The organism is Acidobacteriota bacterium (genome assembly GCA_039030395.1).
Lineage (GTDB): Bacteria > Acidobacteriota > Thermoanaerobaculia > Multivoradales > JBCCEF01 > JBCCEF01.
In genome coordinates this window covers 22,571-38,307 of sequence record JBCCEF010000001.1, presented here as the reverse complement: position 1 = coordinate 38,307, position 15,737 = coordinate 22,571, and the positions used below count along the sequence as shown (strand labels likewise).

Annotated in this window: 11 protein-coding genes; 8 read left to right on the top strand and 3 right to left on the bottom strand. The window is 68.1% G+C overall.

Going from position 1 to position 15,737, the window contains the following annotated elements:
- Positions 1-106 precede the first annotated feature (106 nt).
- The 7 genes from AAF481_00150 (at position 107) to AAF481_00120 (ending at position 10,610) form a co-directional block, all read left to right on the top strand.
- On the top strand, positions 107-1,024 hold the full coding sequence (locus AAF481_00150) for a polyprenyl synthetase family protein (GenBank protein MEM7479554.1): 918 nt from the start codon (positions 107-109) through the stop codon (positions 1,022-1,024).
- A complete protein-coding gene (locus tag AAF481_00145; protein ID MEM7479553.1) occupies positions 1,024-2,937 on the top strand; it encodes a hypothetical protein in 1,914 nt (637 codons plus the stop codon). The genes AAF481_00150 and AAF481_00145 overlap by 1 nt, the downstream gene beginning before the upstream one ends.
- A 358-nt stretch (positions 2,938-3,295) precedes the next feature.
- The gene (locus AAF481_00140) at positions 3,296-5,449 is read left to right on the top strand and encodes an alkaline phosphatase family protein (GenBank protein MEM7479552.1); all 2,154 of its coding nucleotides are present in this window, start codon (positions 3,296-3,298) and stop codon (positions 5,447-5,449) included.
- Positions 5,450-5,568: 119 nt separating this feature from the next.
- Positions 5,569-6,870, top strand: coding sequence for an amidohydrolase (locus AAF481_00135; protein ID MEM7479551.1), 1,302 nt, complete (start codon positions 5,569-5,571; stop codon positions 6,868-6,870).
- Between the two features lie 60 nt (positions 6,871-6,930).
- A complete protein-coding gene (locus AAF481_00130; protein MEM7479550.1) occupies positions 6,931-8,079 on the top strand; it encodes a peptidoglycan DD-metalloendopeptidase family protein in 1,149 nt (382 codons plus the stop codon).
- Positions 8,080-8,128: 49 nt separating this feature from the next.
- Entirely contained in the window at positions 8,129-9,310 is a 1,182-nt protein-coding gene (locus tag AAF481_00125; GenBank protein ID MEM7479549.1) for a S41 family peptidase, read from the top strand.
- Positions 9,311-9,602: 292 nt separating this feature from the next.
- Positions 9,603-10,610: a divergent polysaccharide deacetylase family protein gene (locus tag AAF481_00120; GenBank protein MEM7479548.1), complete on the top strand. Its 1,008-nt coding sequence runs from the start codon at positions 9,603-9,605 to the stop codon at positions 10,608-10,610.
- Here the strand turns inward: AAF481_00120 and AAF481_00115 are convergent, their stop codons facing one another.
- Positions 10,611-13,157: an FtsX-like permease family protein gene (locus AAF481_00115; GenBank protein ID MEM7479547.1), complete on the bottom strand. Its 2,547-nt coding sequence runs from the start codon at positions 13,155-13,157 to the stop codon at positions 10,611-10,613.
- The gene (locus AAF481_00110; GenBank protein ID MEM7479546.1) at positions 13,147-13,923 is read right to left on the bottom strand and encodes an ABC transporter ATP-binding protein; all 777 of its coding nucleotides are present in this window, start codon (positions 13,921-13,923) and stop codon (positions 13,147-13,149) included. Before AAF481_00110 ends, AAF481_00115 begins: the two co-directional genes overlap by 11 nt.
- 234 nt (positions 13,924-14,157) lie before the next feature.
- Here AAF481_00110 and AAF481_00105 point away from each other — a divergent pair, with 234 nt between their 5' ends.
- A complete protein-coding gene (locus AAF481_00105) occupies positions 14,158-14,757 on the top strand; it encodes an arylesterase (protein MEM7479545.1) in 600 nt (199 codons plus the stop codon).
- On the opposite strand, the gene mazG is transcribed toward AAF481_00105, so the two are convergent.
- Positions 14,754-15,551 carry a nucleoside triphosphate pyrophosphohydrolase gene (gene mazG, locus AAF481_00100; protein MEM7479544.1) on the bottom strand — a complete coding sequence of 266 codons (798 nt, stop codon included), beginning with the start codon at positions 15,549-15,551 and terminating at the stop codon, positions 14,754-14,756. The genes AAF481_00105 and mazG overlap by 4 nt on opposite strands.
- Positions 15,552-15,737 lie beyond the last annotated feature (186 nt).

The following is a 15,737-nucleotide window of genomic DNA, read 5'->3' as shown; positions in this document are numbered from 1 at the left end:
GCCAGCAACTCGCTCAACGCCCCGCCAGCAGAGTGCCGACGCACCGAACACCTTTCGTCAGAATCCCCTTAGAGTTCTTCGCATCTTGTCGAACGAGGTGCCGTAGGTGACGCAAGCCGCCGCGGCCCTCGGAGGTCGTCTCGCCGAACTCGGTGCGAAGGTCGAGGCGCGCCTGCCGGAACTGCTGCCGCCGCACCGAGAGGGGGCGCCGCCGGTGCGCGAGGCGATGCATTACGCCTTGACCGGCCGGGGCAAGCGCCTGCGACCGATCCTCACCCTGGTGGTGGCGGAGATCTGCGGTTCGCGGTTCTCGCAGGCGCCGCCGCCGGTGGTCGACCTCGGCTGCGCCGTGGAGATGGTCCACGCCTGCTCGCTGATCTTCGACGACCTGCCGGCCCAGGACGACGCGGAGATGCGCCGCGGCCGGCCGACGGTCCACAAGGTCTACGGCGAGGACATGGCGCAGCTCGCCGGCCTCGGCCTACTGAGCCGCGCCTACGCGGTGGTGGCGGAGTGCGGCCAGCGGTTGCCGTTGAAGCGCTACTCGAGCGAAGACATGGTCCACCACCTGGCGGCGGCCATCGGCACCGCGGGGCTGATCGCGGGGCAGGCCCTCGACCTGCGGAGCGATCCGGCGGAGCTCGATCTCGAGCGCCTGGAAACGATCCACAGCCAGAAGACCGGTGCCCTGTTCATCGCCGCCGGTGAACTGGGAGCGATGGCCGCCGATGCCCGCCGGCGGGATCTCGACGCGATCACCCGCTACGCCAAGAATCTCGGCTTGGCCTTCCAGATCACCGACGATCTGCTCGATGTCACCGCGACTTCGGATCAAATCGGCAAGGACGCCGACCAGGATCGCGACAAGGTGACCTTCGTCAAGCTGCTCGGTGTCGAAGGCGCTCGCACCCTGGCGGAGGAACTGCTCGACTTCGCCATCGTCTCCCTCGATCGAGCCTCCTTTGCCCGCCGCGCCGAACCGCTCCGGCAGATCGCGCGCTTCGTCCGGCGGCGGAGCACCTGATGGGGGAGAAGTCCGAAGGTTCGCCCGTCGCGGCAGGCAGCCCGCGGGAGAGTCTCGGGCAGGTGCGGTCGGAGCTCCGTCGCCTCGGCTACCTGAGCGACCGCTTCGACCGCTTCCTGCTGCAGGACGCCATGCGGCCGCACGGTGCCGGCCGCGCCCTGCTCGAACTTACCGTTCGCATCGGCTGCGCCATCGGGGTGTTGGTCGCCCTGGTCGGCGCCTTTGCGCTGGCCATCCTCAACGGCAATCTGGACCGCACCCCGCTCGATCTGGTACTGCTCTTCCTTCATCTCTTGGTGCCGTCGGTTCTCCTGTCGATGCTGCTGTTCGGCGCCCTCGGCGGGGCTCTGCTCCTGATGCTGCGCATTTATCCGGTGCGGCGTATCGAAGCCCTCAGCCTGACGGTGGCCTTGATCGCCGGCGCGGCGGCCCTCGGTGTTTCCCTGTGGAAACTGCGCGATCTGCTGGCCGAGCGCCCGCCCTGGTGGGTGGCGGTGGCGGCTCTGGCCCTGCTCCCCGCCCTCTATGCGGTGATCAAGGTGGTCTCCGACGGCCTGCTGGCCCTCGCCATCCGCTGGACCCATCGCGTACCCCGCGGCCGCTTCCTCTCCCGCCGCCGGGCGGCGCTGGTGATCCTGGTGGCGGCCTTCCTGCCCATCCTGCCGGCGCTCTTGGCGGTCAACCGTGCGCCGGAGCCGCCGCCCGCGTCGCTGCCGTCGGCACCGGGCGACCGGGTGGTGTTGATCGGGGTCGACGGGGTGCTGGCGGAGGAGATCGAATACCTGCTCGAGCGCGGAGATCTGCCGGTTCTGGATGCTTTGCTCGGTCGTGCGCCGACGCAGTCGGCCGGAGACTCGGAAAGGTACGGCGAGTTCGCCGGGGACGCTTCGCCGTCCCCCCTATCGGCCGGCACCTGGCTCTCCTACCGGCGGCCAGTGGTGCCGCCGGCGGACTTCTGGACCACCGTCGCTACGGGGATTCCTTCGCCGCACCACGGCGTCACCTCCCTCGACAGCTTCCGCCCCCTCGGAGTGGCGACGCCGCTGGCCCGCTCCGGCTGGTTGCGCCACTACTGGCAGCGCGTCGAGGTGCCCCTCGGCCTGGCCGACTATCGCCCGGTACTGTCCAACCGCCGGCGGTCCCACGCCTTTTGGGAATTGGTGGCCCGCGGCGGCGATCCGGTGCTGGTGGTGGACTGGTGGACGACCTTCCCGGCCGAAGAGCTGCCGGGCCTGACGGTGGCCCACGGGGCAAACCAGCTGATGGGCGAGGGAGTGGCCGGTGTGGTGGCGCCGGCGGACGAGGTGACGCGGATCCAGACCTTCTGGGGAGCGGTGAACTCAACTAACGAACTCAGCCTCGATCCGGCCCTGCGGGAGCGCGCCCTGGCGCCGGACGAGTTCTACCGTAGGGTCTTCGTGCAGGCCTTCGATCGCCTCCAGCCGCGCGCCTCGGCCCTTTACCTGCCGGCGCTGGACGTTGCGGCCGATGGCTGGCAAGGGGGTGCCTTGGCGTTTGCGGACCTGGTGCGCGGGGAGGTCCAGGCGGCGATGGCGGTGCTCGCCGGCACCTTGGCCTCCCTCGAGGGTGCGGGCTACACCGTCATCGTGGTCTTCGATCCGGGGCGCCGCGCCGAAGGGGGGGAAGGCCGTGTGCTGCTGGCGCGCTCGCAGCCGTGTGCTGCGAGCCGCGGCCCAGAGCCAATCGAACCGCCGGCCGTCGCCTCGGCCCTCTTCCGGGCTCTCGGACTACCGCAAAGTGCCGAACTGCCACCCCCGGCGGCGGACTGCTCCTGGCCGTCGCCGCCGGCCCAGGTGGCGACCTACGGCGAGCGACGGCCGGACCCGGCCGCCGACGCCACCCCCGGCGATGCCGAGTACCTCGAGAGCCTGCGCGCCCTCGGCTACCTCTGAGACGCAGGCCTGCATTTCTCACCAGCCTTCTGCTGCGAGGTCGTATGCACCCGCATCTGCGGCGTCTTTTGGCTTCTCCGCTCCTCGACGTACTTCGAGTACGGCTGTGTCGCGCCGAAAGCCAAAGTTCTTGCAGCTACGGGCCCAGAAAACAACTCTTGGCGGCCTCTCGCTACGAAGATGGTGAGAAATGCAGGCTCCCTTCCTCTGGTATCATTCGCCGTTGAGCGAAAACCCCGCTAGGGGTCGCCGCAAAACGAGCATCGGCGCGTACTCCACGCCCAACCGCTGACAACCAGCGCGCCGGGCTGCCCTTGACCTGAGGTCTCCACCCAAGAAAACACGAGAGTTGGCTGCTATGAAACAGGTGAATGCGGGACATGTGATGGTTTGGATCGGGATCGTCGTTTCCCTACTGCTCGCCCTGCCGGCGATGGCCGAAGAACCGCGGGTAGTGATTCTCGGCTTCGACGGTGCCGACGCCGCCCTGGCGGAGCAGTGGATGGACGAGGGCGAACTGCCCCATCTGGCGGCGCTCCGGGAGCAGGGCACCTTCTCGCCGCTGCGCTCCACTATCCCTTCGCAGACGCCGGTGTCTTGGTCCACCTTCGCCACCGGTCTGAATCCCGGCCGGCACTCGATCTTCGACTTCCTGAAGCGCGACACGGAGACCTATCGGCCGAGTTTCGCCGCCTTCGACGAGACCCGAGAAGACTTCCTGTGGGGTGAGAACAACGGTCTGATGGTGGGCTTGATCGGCTTTCTGGCGGTCACCCTGCTGGTCTTCCTGCTGCTGTTCGTGATTCGCCGCAAAGGCGCTTTGCGCTTGGCGATGATCGCGGCGGTGCTGGGCATTTTGGGCGGCGTGGGGGCCGGTATGGCCGCCGCCAAACTGCTGCCCAAGGAGCGCCCGGTGGCGATCAACCGGCAACAGGGAGAGACCTTCTGGCAGGTGCTCGGAGCCGCCGGCAAGCGGGTGCGGGTGATGCGCGTGCCGGTCACCTTCCCGCCGGAGCCCTTCCCCCACGGCGAATTGCTGACCGGCCTCGGTACGCCGGACCTGTCGTTCCGCATCGGCAAGCCCTTTTACTTCACCTCGGAACTCTTCTTCCAGCCCAAGGGCGGGGGCGATTTCTCCATTGAGATCGTCGAGCTGGTCGATAACCAGGGCGAAATCCAGACGGAGGTCAAGGGGCCGCCGAACAAGTTCTTCCCGGAGGACTCTCCCTACATCACCATCCCGATGACCTTGACCGTGTCGGACGATCGGACCCGCGTGAAGGTGGAGGTTTCCGGCCAGGAGCTGGACCTCAAAGCCGGCGAATGGAGCCCATGGGTGCGCTTTGAGTTCCCCTTCAACGCCGCCATCGTGATGCCGGGGATGGGCCGCTTTCGGCTGATGTCCGTCGAGCCGGAGGTGCGCCTGTACCTGTCGCCCATTCAGTTCGACCCAACGGATCTGCCGCCGATGTTCGACATCACCGCTCCGGGCGACTTCGTCGACGATCTGACGGACCGCTTCGACCGCTTCAAGACCATTGGCTGGGCCATCGACACCTGGTCGATCACCGACGGCACCATCGACGAAGAGGTGTTTTTGGAAGACGTCGCCTTCACCGAGGGAAAGTACAGCGAGATGCTCTACGAGATGCTCGGCGACGATGACTGGGACGTCATGGTGAGCTACTTCGAATTCACCGACCGGGTGCAGCACGTCATGTACCGGCACTTCGATCCGGAGCACCCGCTCCACACCGAAGAGGACGCCGCCAAGTGGGGTGACTCGATCTTGAACGCCTACCGGCGGATGGACGCGATCGTCGGCGAAACCGTGAAGCGGCTGCCGGAAGGGGCCACCCTGATGGTGGTTTCGGATCACGGCTTTGCTCCCTGGCGCCGGACCATGAACTACAACACCTGGCTGGCCAAGGAGGGCTACATGGTGCTGGAGGGCGAAGGTCCCGAGCGGGCCAATCTGGAAGACCTCTTCGACCAGGGCGAGTTCTTCGTCAACGTCGACTGGAGCCGCACCCGCGCCTACGCCATGGGCCTGGGCAACATCTACATCAATTTGGCCGGCCGTGAGAAGAACGGAATCGTGCAGCCGGGTGACGAATACCAGCAGCTCATCGCCGAGATCAAGGAGAAGCTCGAAGCCTTCGTCGACGAGGAGACCGGCGACAACCCGGTGGCCCACGTCTTCACCCGCGACGAGGCCTACGGCACCTACGACCCGGCGCTGATCCCGGACCTCTTCCCGTCGAACAGCAGCGGCTACCGGGTGGGCTGGCAGGACAGCCTGGGCATCGTCGGCAAGTTCGTCGTCGAACCCAACCTGGACATCTGGAGCGGCGACCACTGCTCCGTCTACCCGCCGCTGGTCAACGGCATCCTGTTCAGCAACCGCAGGCTGTCCCTGGACGATCCCTACATGGCCGACGTCATGCCGACGCTGCTGGAGATCTACGGCGTCGAGCCGCCCACGGAGCTAGACGGGAAGAGCTTGCTCTGAGCCGCCAGCGCTCGTCGCGGCTTCTTTGAGAACGGCTCGCTTTCGGCGGGCCGTTTTGTTTTTGGGTGGCGAGCTATCATCCGAAGGGATATTCACCGACTGCCGAGGAGTTTTTCGTCATGCGCCGATCTGCCGCCCTTTGCCTCGTCCTTCTTGCCTCCTTCGCGCTGGGAAGCGCCGGCGCCCAAGGCCAGGCCTCCGACGCTGTCGAGGCCGCCGTCGAGCGCCTCACCCCCGAGATCCTCGAGTTGCGCCACCGGATCCACCAGTACCCGGAACTGGGCAACCGCGAGTTCGAGACCGCGAAGCTGGTGGTGGCCCATCTCGAGAAGCTGGGATTCGAGAACATCCGCAGTGAGGTGGCGCACACCGGGGTGGTGGCGGTGCTCGAAGGTGGGAAGCCCGGACCGACCATCGCCGTGCGGGCGGACATGGACGCCCTGCCGGTGACCGAGGACACGGATTTGCCCTTCAAATCCGAGGTCCGCACCGAGTACCTGGGGCAGGAGACCGGGGTGAGCCATGCCTGCGGCCACGACGTGCACACGGCGGTGCAGCTCGGCGTGGCGTCGGTGCTCGCCGGCATGAAGGACGAGCTGCCGGGCACGGTGGTCTTCCTCTTCCAGCCGGCGGAGGAGGGGCCGCCGCCGGGGGAGGAGGGCGGCGCGAAGATGATGATGGCGGAAGACGCCTTCGCCGTGCGGCCGGAGGTGGTCTTCGGTCTCCACACCTACTCGGCGATGGATGTCGGCACCGTCGGTTACACCTCCGGCCCGGCCTTTGCCTCGGTGGATCACTTCCGCATCGATTTGGAAGGCGCCCAGAGCCATGGCGCGGCGCCGCACATGGGGGTGGATACGGTGGTGATGGCGGCGCAGGTGATCACCGCCCTCCAGACCATCCGCTCGCGCACCCTCGATCCGCTCCAGCCGAGCGTCGTCACGGTCGGCATCGTGCGCGGCGGTACCCGCTTCAATATCATCCCCGGTTCGGTGCATCTCGAAGGCACCGTCCGCACCTACGACGAGGGCGTGCGCAATCGGGTCGAAGAGCGCATCGACGAGATCCTGGCCGGCATCACCGCCGCCGCCGGCGGCAGCTACGTTCTCGACTACGAGCGCATCACCCCGGCGACGATCAACAACCCGGCGTTGACCGAGCACACGGCGCCCACCCTCGCCCGGGTAGTGGGAGAACAGAACGTCGAGGTGCTGCCGCCGACCATGGGCGGAGAGGACTTCGCCATCTTCGCCAACGAAGTCCCCGGCTTCTACTATCGCCTCGGCGTCTCCCATCCGGACCATCCCTCCGGCGGCCACCACACCCCCGAATTCCGCGCCGACGACGCCTCCGTGCCGGTGGGCATGCGGGTGATGAGTCAGGTGCTGTTGGATTACCTGGAAAGCACGCCGGGATCGTGACTCGGAGGGCGCTAGACTCTGATCGTGGTCCAGGACCTTCAGTATCACTTTGAGCGAGCGGTGAGCCCCATTCGGCATCTTTCGGCCAGCACTATCGCTGTTCTTGTCGTCCTGTCGCTGCCGCTCGCCGCCCAGAACCCCACCCCCACCCGCGAGCAAGAACTCGCCCGCGTCCGCCAGCAGATCCAGCAGCTCCGTAGCGAGGTTGCCAACGCCCAGCAGCGCGAGTCGAGCGCCGAAGGGCGCCTGGCGCTGGTCGAGGCGGAGTTGCGGCTGCAGTTGGAGCAGGTGGCGGAGGCGCGGGCGGCGCAGGCGGTGGCCGAGGATCGGGTGGTGAAGGCGGAGTCTGCCGTCGCCGCTCTGGAAGATCGGCTGGCGGCGGTACGGAAGGATCTGCAGGGCCGGCTGGCCTCCCTTTACCGGCTCGGGGGACACGGCTACGTGCGGCTGTTTCTTTCCCTGCGGCCCGGCGATGGCGGCTCCGACGGCATGTTGGAGTCGGTGCGGATGTTGCGCTATCTGGTGCGCCGGGATTCGCGCTCGTTTCGCGAGTATCAGGAGATCCACGACGGCCTGGCGAAGCAGCGCGAGACCCTCGTCGCCCAGCAACAGGAAGTGGAGGGATGGCTGGCCGAGGAGGAGACCCGGCGGCAGCGGCTGGCCACCATGCGTTCCCGCCAGGAAGCCTTGTTGGCGGAACTGGGCGGGCGCCGACGGGACCTCCAGGCGCAGGCTTCGGCATTGGCGGATCGTGAGAGCAAGCTGGCGACCTTTCTCGATTCTCTTTACGGCCGCAGCGGTCGGGATCTCACCGGTCGGCCGATACAGGACTTCCGCGGCATCCTCGATCGGCCGGTGGCCGGCTCGGTGACGGAGCGCTTCGGTCCGCGGCGCGATCCGCGCTACCAGACGCAGGTGCCTCACAACGGCGTGTCCTTCGCCACCCGCGCCGGCGACGAGGTCCAGGCCGTTTACCCCGGCACGGTGCTCTTCGCGGCTCCCTTTGGGGGCTACGGGCCGACGGTGATCGTGCACCACGCGGGGCGGGTATTCACTTTGTATGCAGGGCTTTCCAGCCTCCGGGTGGGGCGCGACGATGTGCTATCTTTGGGCGATGTCGTGGGCCGATCTTCCGACTCCCTGTACTTCGAGATTCGCGTGGAAAATCGCCCGGAAGACCCTCTTCAGTGGTTTCGCTCCGGCCTCTAGGCGCGAAGCCCAGTTCTCGGCCCGCTAAGGAGTCCGAAGGAGTTTCCCGATGAGCCGTGGTCGCTTCACCTTTTTTCTGATCTCCGCCGTCTTGGTGCTGACCTTGCTCACCGGAAGCCTGCTGGGCACCGTGCGTGCGGATACCCCGGATGGCGACGATTCCCTGTACAAGTACCTTTCGGTGTTCACGGAGGTCTTGAGTCTGATCCGTCAGGCCTACGTCGACAGCCCCGAGATCGGCGATCTGATGACCGGTGCCCTCGACGGCACGACGGACGCTCTCGACCCCTTCTCCTTATACGTGCCGCCGGGCCAGGTGGAAGGCTACGTGGCGGCGGCCGAGAGCGGTGAACGGTTGACCGGGCTGACCCTCCTGAAGGAGCGTGGGGTGGCCTACGTGGTGGCCGTGACCCCCGGCGGCCCGGCGGCCGAAGCCGACCTCCGGCTGGGCGACCTGGTGGCACGCATCGACGGCGAATTGACCCGCGAGATGCCCCTTTGGGAGGTGCAGCAAGGTCTCGGTGGCGAAGTGGGAAAGCAGGTGAGGCTGGAGGTCATCCGCCAGGGAGAGACTCTTGAAAAGACCATCGAGCTGGGCGCCTTCGAGGCTTCCGGCATTGCCTTCGAGGAGGCCGATGGACTGCCCGTGGCGCGGTTGAGTGCACTCGATGCGGCGAGCGTCGAAGCGCTGCGTTCCTATCTGCGGGAGCTGGAATCGGACCGGCTGCTGCTCGACCTGCGGCGCTCATCGGCGGGCGACCCGGAGGTGGCCTTTGCCCTGGCGGATCTCTTTGCCGAGGGCGATCTGGGAACGCTCCAGGAGCGCAGTGAGGCGGTGGCGACCTTCACGTCGAGCGGCGAGCCTTTGTGGAGCGGCCGGTTGGTGTTGCTGGTCGGTCGTGGCACCTTCGGTCCTGGCGAGATCCTCGCCACGGTGCTGCGCCAGAAGACCGACGCGGAGTTGGTCGGTGAGCGCACTTTCGGGTGGGCCGGCGAGCGCGCCTCGGCGGATCTCGCTTCCGGCGGGCGTTTGTTCTACACCTCCGCCTTTTACACCGGACCGGACGGCGAACCCCTCTCCAGCAGCCTCAGTCCGGATACCCGGGTGCGCCGCATCGACGCAGGCTTCGGCGATGGCGAGGTGTCGATGGAGGAACTGATCTTCCGTCGCGGCCTGGAGCGCCTCAAGGCCGAGGACGAAGCCGAACCCCTAGAGCAGCAAGCGGCCTAGGGAGCCCGTGGTGAAAGTCCTGTGGGCCGCGTTGGAAACGCCTTGCCTTGATTGGCAAGGCGTCGAAGCGCAAGCGATGCGGTGTTCATCGTTGAGCTTCGACAACGTAGCCAAGGAAGGCAAGCCGTCCCAACCCGAAGGGCGCATGGGGGTTATGGCGCTGCGGCGGCGTTGCTCCTCGTCAACGATGGCTCGGCATCGTTTCCTCGTCGCGCCTTGCCGGAGCGCCATAAGACCCATGCGCGCGACCCGCAGGTCTTTCTCCACGGGCTCCTGACCTACTCTTCCTCCGATGGTGAAAAGAACCCGCCGCCGGCGGAAGAAGCAGGTGGGCATGGGGGGAGTGCTCGCCTTTCTGCTCATCGCCATCGCCGGCGTGGCGGCGATGTACGGTGCCTATCGCTGGTTCTACGGTGTCGATCCGGATTCCCGGACGTCCGGTCAGGGCACGCCGAGTGAGGCTGACGAGACGCCAAACCCGGCAGCCTCCACTCATTCACCCGCCAGTCCCTACGCACCGCCCCCCGCTTTGCCCTCGGTACCCGAGCCGGGGGCGCCGCTGCCGGCGGACGAATCGCCTGCTCCGACCGAGGTTCTGCCGGAGGAACCGCCGCCGGCCGGTGGTGAGGTGCGCCTCGCCCTGGTGATCGACGACCTCGGCCGTAGCCTGGAAGACGTGCGCTCCTTCGAGGAACTCGGGGTGCCGGTGACCTATGCGGTGTTGCCCTTCGAAAGCCGGACCCCGGACGTGGTGGAGGCGCTGCAGAGCCGCGGGGCGGAGATCTTGCTCCACCTGCCGATGGAAGGCCGCGGCGGGGCGAATCCGGGGCCTGGCGCGCTGCTTGCCGGTATGTCTCCGGACGAGCTGGTGGCGGCGACCCGCGCCGCCCTGGCGGCGGTGCCGCCGGCCCGCGGGGTCAACAACCACATGGGGTCCGTGCTGACCGCCGACGGTCCCTCGATGGCGTTGATCCTGGAGGTCGTCGCGGCGGACGAGCTCTTCTTCCTCGACTCCCGGACGAGTCCCGAGAGCGTCGGCTACCGCATGGCGGTGGAGAGGGGCCTGCCGGCCGCCGAGCGGGACGTGTTTCTCGATCCCGACCCGGCCGATGAGGCGGTGCGCTTTCAGTTCCGCCGGATGCTCGAAGTGGGCCGCCGCCAGGGCGCCGCCATCGCCATCGGGCATCCCCTGCCCGGTACCTTGCGGGTGCTGCGCGAGGAGGTCCCCAAGGCCGTCGCCCAAGGCTACCGTTTCGTGCCGGTTTCCTACCTACTCGACCGCACCGGCCTGCCGGAGTAGTCAACCCTCCCGCAGCACCGCCAGTGGCCGCACCGTCAACGCCCGGACGCTGGCGGCCAGGCCGGCGAGGGTGCTCAACGCCACGGTGATGCCGAAGGCGACGATCAGCAGGGCTGGCTGCAAGGCGGCGTCGATCTCGAAGCCCTGTTCGAGCACGCCCCAGGCGAGAAGCGCCGAGGCGGTGACTCCCACCAGGCCCGCAACGGCGCCGATCAGGGAGTACTCCACCGCAAATCGGGCGACCACTCCCAGGCGGGTCACCCCCAGGGTTTTGAGCAAGGCCACTTCGCCGCCGCGGCGGGCGGCCCCAGCTCCGATCGCCCCGGCCAGAATGGCGAGGCCCGTGAGCACCGTGAATCCGCCCAGCAGGCGCACCGCCAATCCGATGCGCCTGAGCAGGCCGGCGACCTTGCCGAGGATTTCGCCGAGGCGCAGAACGGTGATGTTCGGAAAGGTCGCGGCCAGGCGGTCCTGCACGGCGCCCTCGCGCTCCTCCGGCAGGCGCACCGTGGCGACTCGCTGCTGCGGCGCGTCGGCCAGGGCGCCGGGCTCCGCCACCAGGAAGAAGTTGAGGCCGAAGGTTTCCCACTGGACGGTGCGCAGGCTGGTGACGGTGAGGTCCAGGGGCACGCCCTGGATGTCGAAGGTCAGGCGGCTACCGACGGTGACTCCGAGGCTGTCGGCGAACTCCTTCTCGACGCTCAGCTCGTCGAGATTCGGATCGCTCCATAAGGCGCCTTCAACGATGCGGTTGTCCTCCGGCAATTCGTCGAGGTAGGTGAGCCTCTGCTCACGGGTCAAGGCCCAGCGGCGGGAGCTTTCCTGCTCGGTCTCGTCTTCCGGACGGATGTCTTCCTCGAGGCGGATGCCCTCACCGTCGATGGCGGTCAACCGACCCATCACCACCGGCACCGAATCGAGGCGGCGGGCCTCCGCGTCGGAGAGCACCGTCTGCACCTCTTGCCACTGATCCGGCTGGATGTCGACCAGGAATACCGTCGGCGCGTCGTCCGGGATCTGGGTGGTGAGTCGGTTGCCGAGCTGGCGTTCGACCTGTGCCATGGTGGTGACCACCAGCACGCCGAGACCGAGGGCGACCATGGCGCCGCGGGTGCCGGCGCCGGGGCGGCCGAGGGCCGCCAGCCCATGCCGTAGCCAGGGATTGCCGCCGGCACCCCGCGCTCGCGATGGGCGGGTGACCAGAGCGGTGACCAGCCGGGCGGCGCCGGCGAGGAGCGCCGCGGCGGCCAGCAGAATGCCGGTGAAGGCCGCCCCCAAAGTCAGAGAGCGGGCCTGGAGGGCGGCGAAGGCGGTGATGCCGGCGATCAGAGTGAGGGCGGTGAGGGCATTCGCCCAGCGGCTCGGCGGCGGCGGCTCGGCGCTCCGCCGGAAGGCCCGGGCCGGCGGCAGCCGCAGGACCGTGGTCAAGGGCGCGATGCTGAACAGCAGCGCCACGCCGAGGCCCAGTCCCAGTCCCCGCACTAGCGCCGCCGGCTGCCACGGCACGATCAGCTCCGCCGGGATGAGATCCGGGAACAAGGCCGGCAGGATGCGCTGCAGGACGGTGCCGGCGACCAAGCCCACCAGGCTGCCGGCGAGGGCCAGCAGGCCGGTCTGCAGCAGGTACAGCCGAAAGGCCTCGCGCGGCCGCAGACCCAGGCATTTGAAGATCGCCAGCGCGTCGTAGCGGCTGGCGAGCCAGGCGCGAATGGTCTGGCCGATGCCGAGGCCGCCGACCAGCAGGGACAAGAGCGCAGTGAGGCCGAGAAAGCGGTCCACCCGGCTGACTCCCTGGCGCAGCGAAGGTTGCGCCTGGCGCGCCGTCTCTACCCGAAAGTAGGGCGGCAGGACTTCGTCGAGGGTCTCCGCCAGGGGCGCGGGATCCGCCACCGAATCGGCCAGCCGCAGCAGCGTGCGGTGGGAGACGCGGCTACCCTTCTGCACCAGGGAGGTGCGCGCCAGGCCGTCGAGGGACACGAACACCCGTGGCCCGAGGGCGAGGCCCACCTGGAGGCGATCCGGCTCCGCCAGCAGCCGTCCGGCGATGCGGAAGTCTTCGCCGCCGATGCGCAGCGGGTCTCCAACGTCGAGGCCGAGGCGCGACAGCAGTTCCGGCGCCACCACCGCGGCGTCTGGAGTGAGCAGTTCCGTCAGCGGCCGGGGCGGATCCGTTCGCAGATCGCCGTAGAAGGGGTAGCCGTCGCCGACGGCCTTGAGTTCCACGAGTTGACTGCCGCCGACGGTGTTCCCTTCCGGGGTCACTACCAGGGTCGCCAGTTCCTTGACCTCGACCCGCTCGGCGATGCGCGGGTCGCTCAGCGCCTGAGCGGCCTCCGGCGGTAGGGGACGGCGACCGCTCAGGGCGAGATCCGCCGCCAGCAGGCTGCGGGATTGGGTACGAATACCGGCTTCCAATCCCGCCGACAGGCCGGCCACCGACACCACCGCCGTCACTCCCACCGCCAGGCAGGCGATGAAGAACAGAAGCTGGCGCCGGGTGCCGCGGGACTCGCGCTTGAGCAGTTGCCAATACGTCCTAGCCTTCAACGGCGACCCCCTGGGGCGCGGCGACGGCGACCTCGCCCGCCTGGCCGGTGGCGGTTTCTTGGCGCTCGATGCGCCCGTCGCGCAAGTGGATCATGCGGTCGGCGCGGGCCGCCACGCCGCGGTCGTGGGTGACCACCACCAGGGTCGTGCCCTGCTTTCGCCGCAGGTCGCCGAGGAGGGTGAGCACGCCCTCGCCGGTGGCGCTGTCGAGGTTGCCGGTGGGTTCGTCCGCCAGCAGGATGTCCGGTTGGGCGGCGAAGGCCCGCGCCAAGGCGACTCGTTGCTGCTCGCCGCCGGAAAGCTGCGCCGGATAGTGGTGGCCGCGCTCGCTCAAGCCCACCGCCGCGAGGAGGTCTGCGGCACGCTCCGCCGCATCGCCGGCGCCGAGTAGCTCCAGCGGCAGGGAGACGTTCTCCTGGGCGGTGAGATTGGACAGTAGCTGGAACGACTGAAATACGAAGCCGATGCGGTGGCGCCGCAGCAGGGCGAGGCGGTCTTCGGACCAGTCATGGATGACCTCGCCGTCGATCCGCACTTCCCCGGAGGTGGGTCGATCGAGACCGGCGATCATCGCCAGCAGGGTGGATTTGCCGCTGCCCGACGGCCCCAGGACCGCCACCGATTCGCCGGCGGCAATGGTCAGGTCAAGGTCGTCGAGGAGGGTGATCATCCGCTCGCCGGAAGGCAGGCGGTGGGTCAAGGAGCGCAGCTCGATGCGCGGAACGGTCGGTTCTTTGCCGGTCGGTTCTTTGGTAGAGACGGTCATGCCGAAGGTTGTGACTCGCTATGCAGTGGAGGGTGAGGCGATCGGACGGCGGGCCGGCGACGAGACTCGTCAATCGGTCGCCGACCTTCGTACAATAGGCCGATGACCTGCACCGGCCTCTGTGTAACGCGTGAAACGTGCCGTTTCTTTCCGTTCGTCGCCCTTTTGTTGCTGATCGCGGCCGCTGCGGCCTGCGGCGGCGCTGCCACGGTGCCTCCAGCGGCGTCGGAGGACTTGCCCCCGATCGGAGCCGAGCCGGTCGCCGACCCATCGGACGCCGGTGTGCTAGTGGTCTTCCTCGGCGATAGCCTCACCGCCGGCTACGGCCTGGCCGAGGAGGAGGCCTTTCCGGCCCTGGTTGGGGACCGCCTGACGGCGGACGGCCTGCCCGTCCGGGTGGTCAACGCCGGGGTGAGTGGCGATACCAGCGCCGGCGGCCTGTCCCGCATCGACTGGATCCTGCGTCAGCGGCCGGATGTGGTGGTGGTGGAACTCGGCCCCAACGACGGCCTGCGCGGCCAACCCCTCGCCGCCATCGAGGACAATCTGCGCCAGATCATTCAGCGTAGCCGGCGAGCCGGCGCGCGGGTTCTTCTGGTGGGGATGCAACTCCCGCCGAGTCTCGGTCCGGAGTACACGGCGGGTTTTCGGGATCTCTACGGCCGTCTGGCGGAGGAGCTCGACGTGCCGCTGGTGCCTTTCCTGCTCGCAGGGGTGGCCGGCGAGGCGGACCTGAACCTGGCGGACGGCATCCACCCGAACGCCCGCGGCCATCGGCGCATCGCCGAGACCGTGGCGCCGTATCTGCGAGAGGTGATCGAAGGGGGGGCTTAGCCCCTCCGTTCCAAGGCCTTGGCTTCGTCCCACAGGGCGTCCATCTCTGCGAGGGTCGCCGTTTCGAGCTGCCGGCCGGTGGCTTCCAGGCGCTCTTCGATGTGCCGGAAGCGGCGCCGGAACTTGCCGTTGGCGCCGGCTAGGGCGGCTTCCGGATCGATCTCCAGCTTGCGCGCTAGATTGGCGACGGCGAACAGCAGATCGCCAATCTCTTCGCTTTGGCGCGGTCCGTCCTGGGCCTCGATCTCGCCTCGCAGCTCGCCGATCTCCTCTTCGATCTTGTCGAGCACGTCCCCGGCCCGGTGCCAATCGAAGCCCACGCCGGCCGCTTTCTGGGTCAGCCGGTAGGCACCGGCCAAGGCCGGCAGGGAACGCGGGGCTCCGGCCAGCAGGCCGCCGTCGGTTGCTTTCTTGCGGGCGAGCTTGCGCCGCTCCCAGGCCTGCTCGACGGCGGCACGGTCTTTGAGGGCGCGGTCGTCGCCATCGCCGAAGACGTGGGGGTGACGCTCGATCATCTTGCGGTACACCCCTTCGATGGCGTCAGCTGCGGTCAAGGCGCCGGCCTCCTCTCCCAGCCGGGCGATGAAGGCCGTCTGAAACAGCAGATCACCGAGTTCTTCAGCCACTTGGTCCCAGTCCTGTTGGTCGATCGCATCGGCCAGCTCGTGCGCCTCTTCGAGCAGGTAAGCGCGGACGCTCGCCAGAGTTTGTTCGCGATCCCACGGGCAGCCGTCCGGTGCCCGCAGACGGGCGACCAGCTCGACGAGGCGGTGGAGATCGGGCGAAGCGGTCACGGCGGAGGGATGAGCTGGGCGATGGAATCCGGGTCGACGACCGCAGGCTGGTGAGAAATGCAAGCTGGCTTGCTACGATATCCCACCGTCCAGGGAGAGAAGTGCTTTCTCATGCGATCCGGCAATGGGTTCGACTGCAACGGGTTTCAACCCAACAACGACAGGGATGGAGCGATCACGGTGAGC

Excerpts from the sequence above, each read along its gene's own strand:
- AAF481_00140 (MEM7479552.1), top strand. The coding sequence starts at position 3,296 with ATGAAACAGGTGAATGCGGGACATGTGATGGTTTGGATCGGGATCGTC.
- AAF481_00135 (MEM7479551.1), top strand. The coding sequence starts at position 5,569 with ATGCGCCGATCTGCCGCCCTTTGCCTCGTCCTTCTTGCCTCCTTCGCG.
- AAF481_00120 (MEM7479548.1), top strand. The coding sequence starts at position 9,603 with ATGGTGAAAAGAACCCGCCGCCGGCGGAAGAAGCAGGTGGGCATGGGG.
- AAF481_00125 (MEM7479549.1), top strand. The coding sequence starts at position 8,129 with ATGAGCCGTGGTCGCTTCACCTTTTTTCTGATCTCCGCCGTCTTGGTG.
- AAF481_00145 (MEM7479553.1), top strand. The coding sequence starts at position 1,024 with ATGGGGGAGAAGTCCGAAGGTTCGCCCGTCGCGGCAGGCAGCCCGCGG.
- AAF481_00110 (MEM7479546.1), bottom strand. The coding sequence starts at position 13,923 with ATGACCGTCTCTACCAAAGAACCGACCGGCAAAGAACCGACCGTTCCG.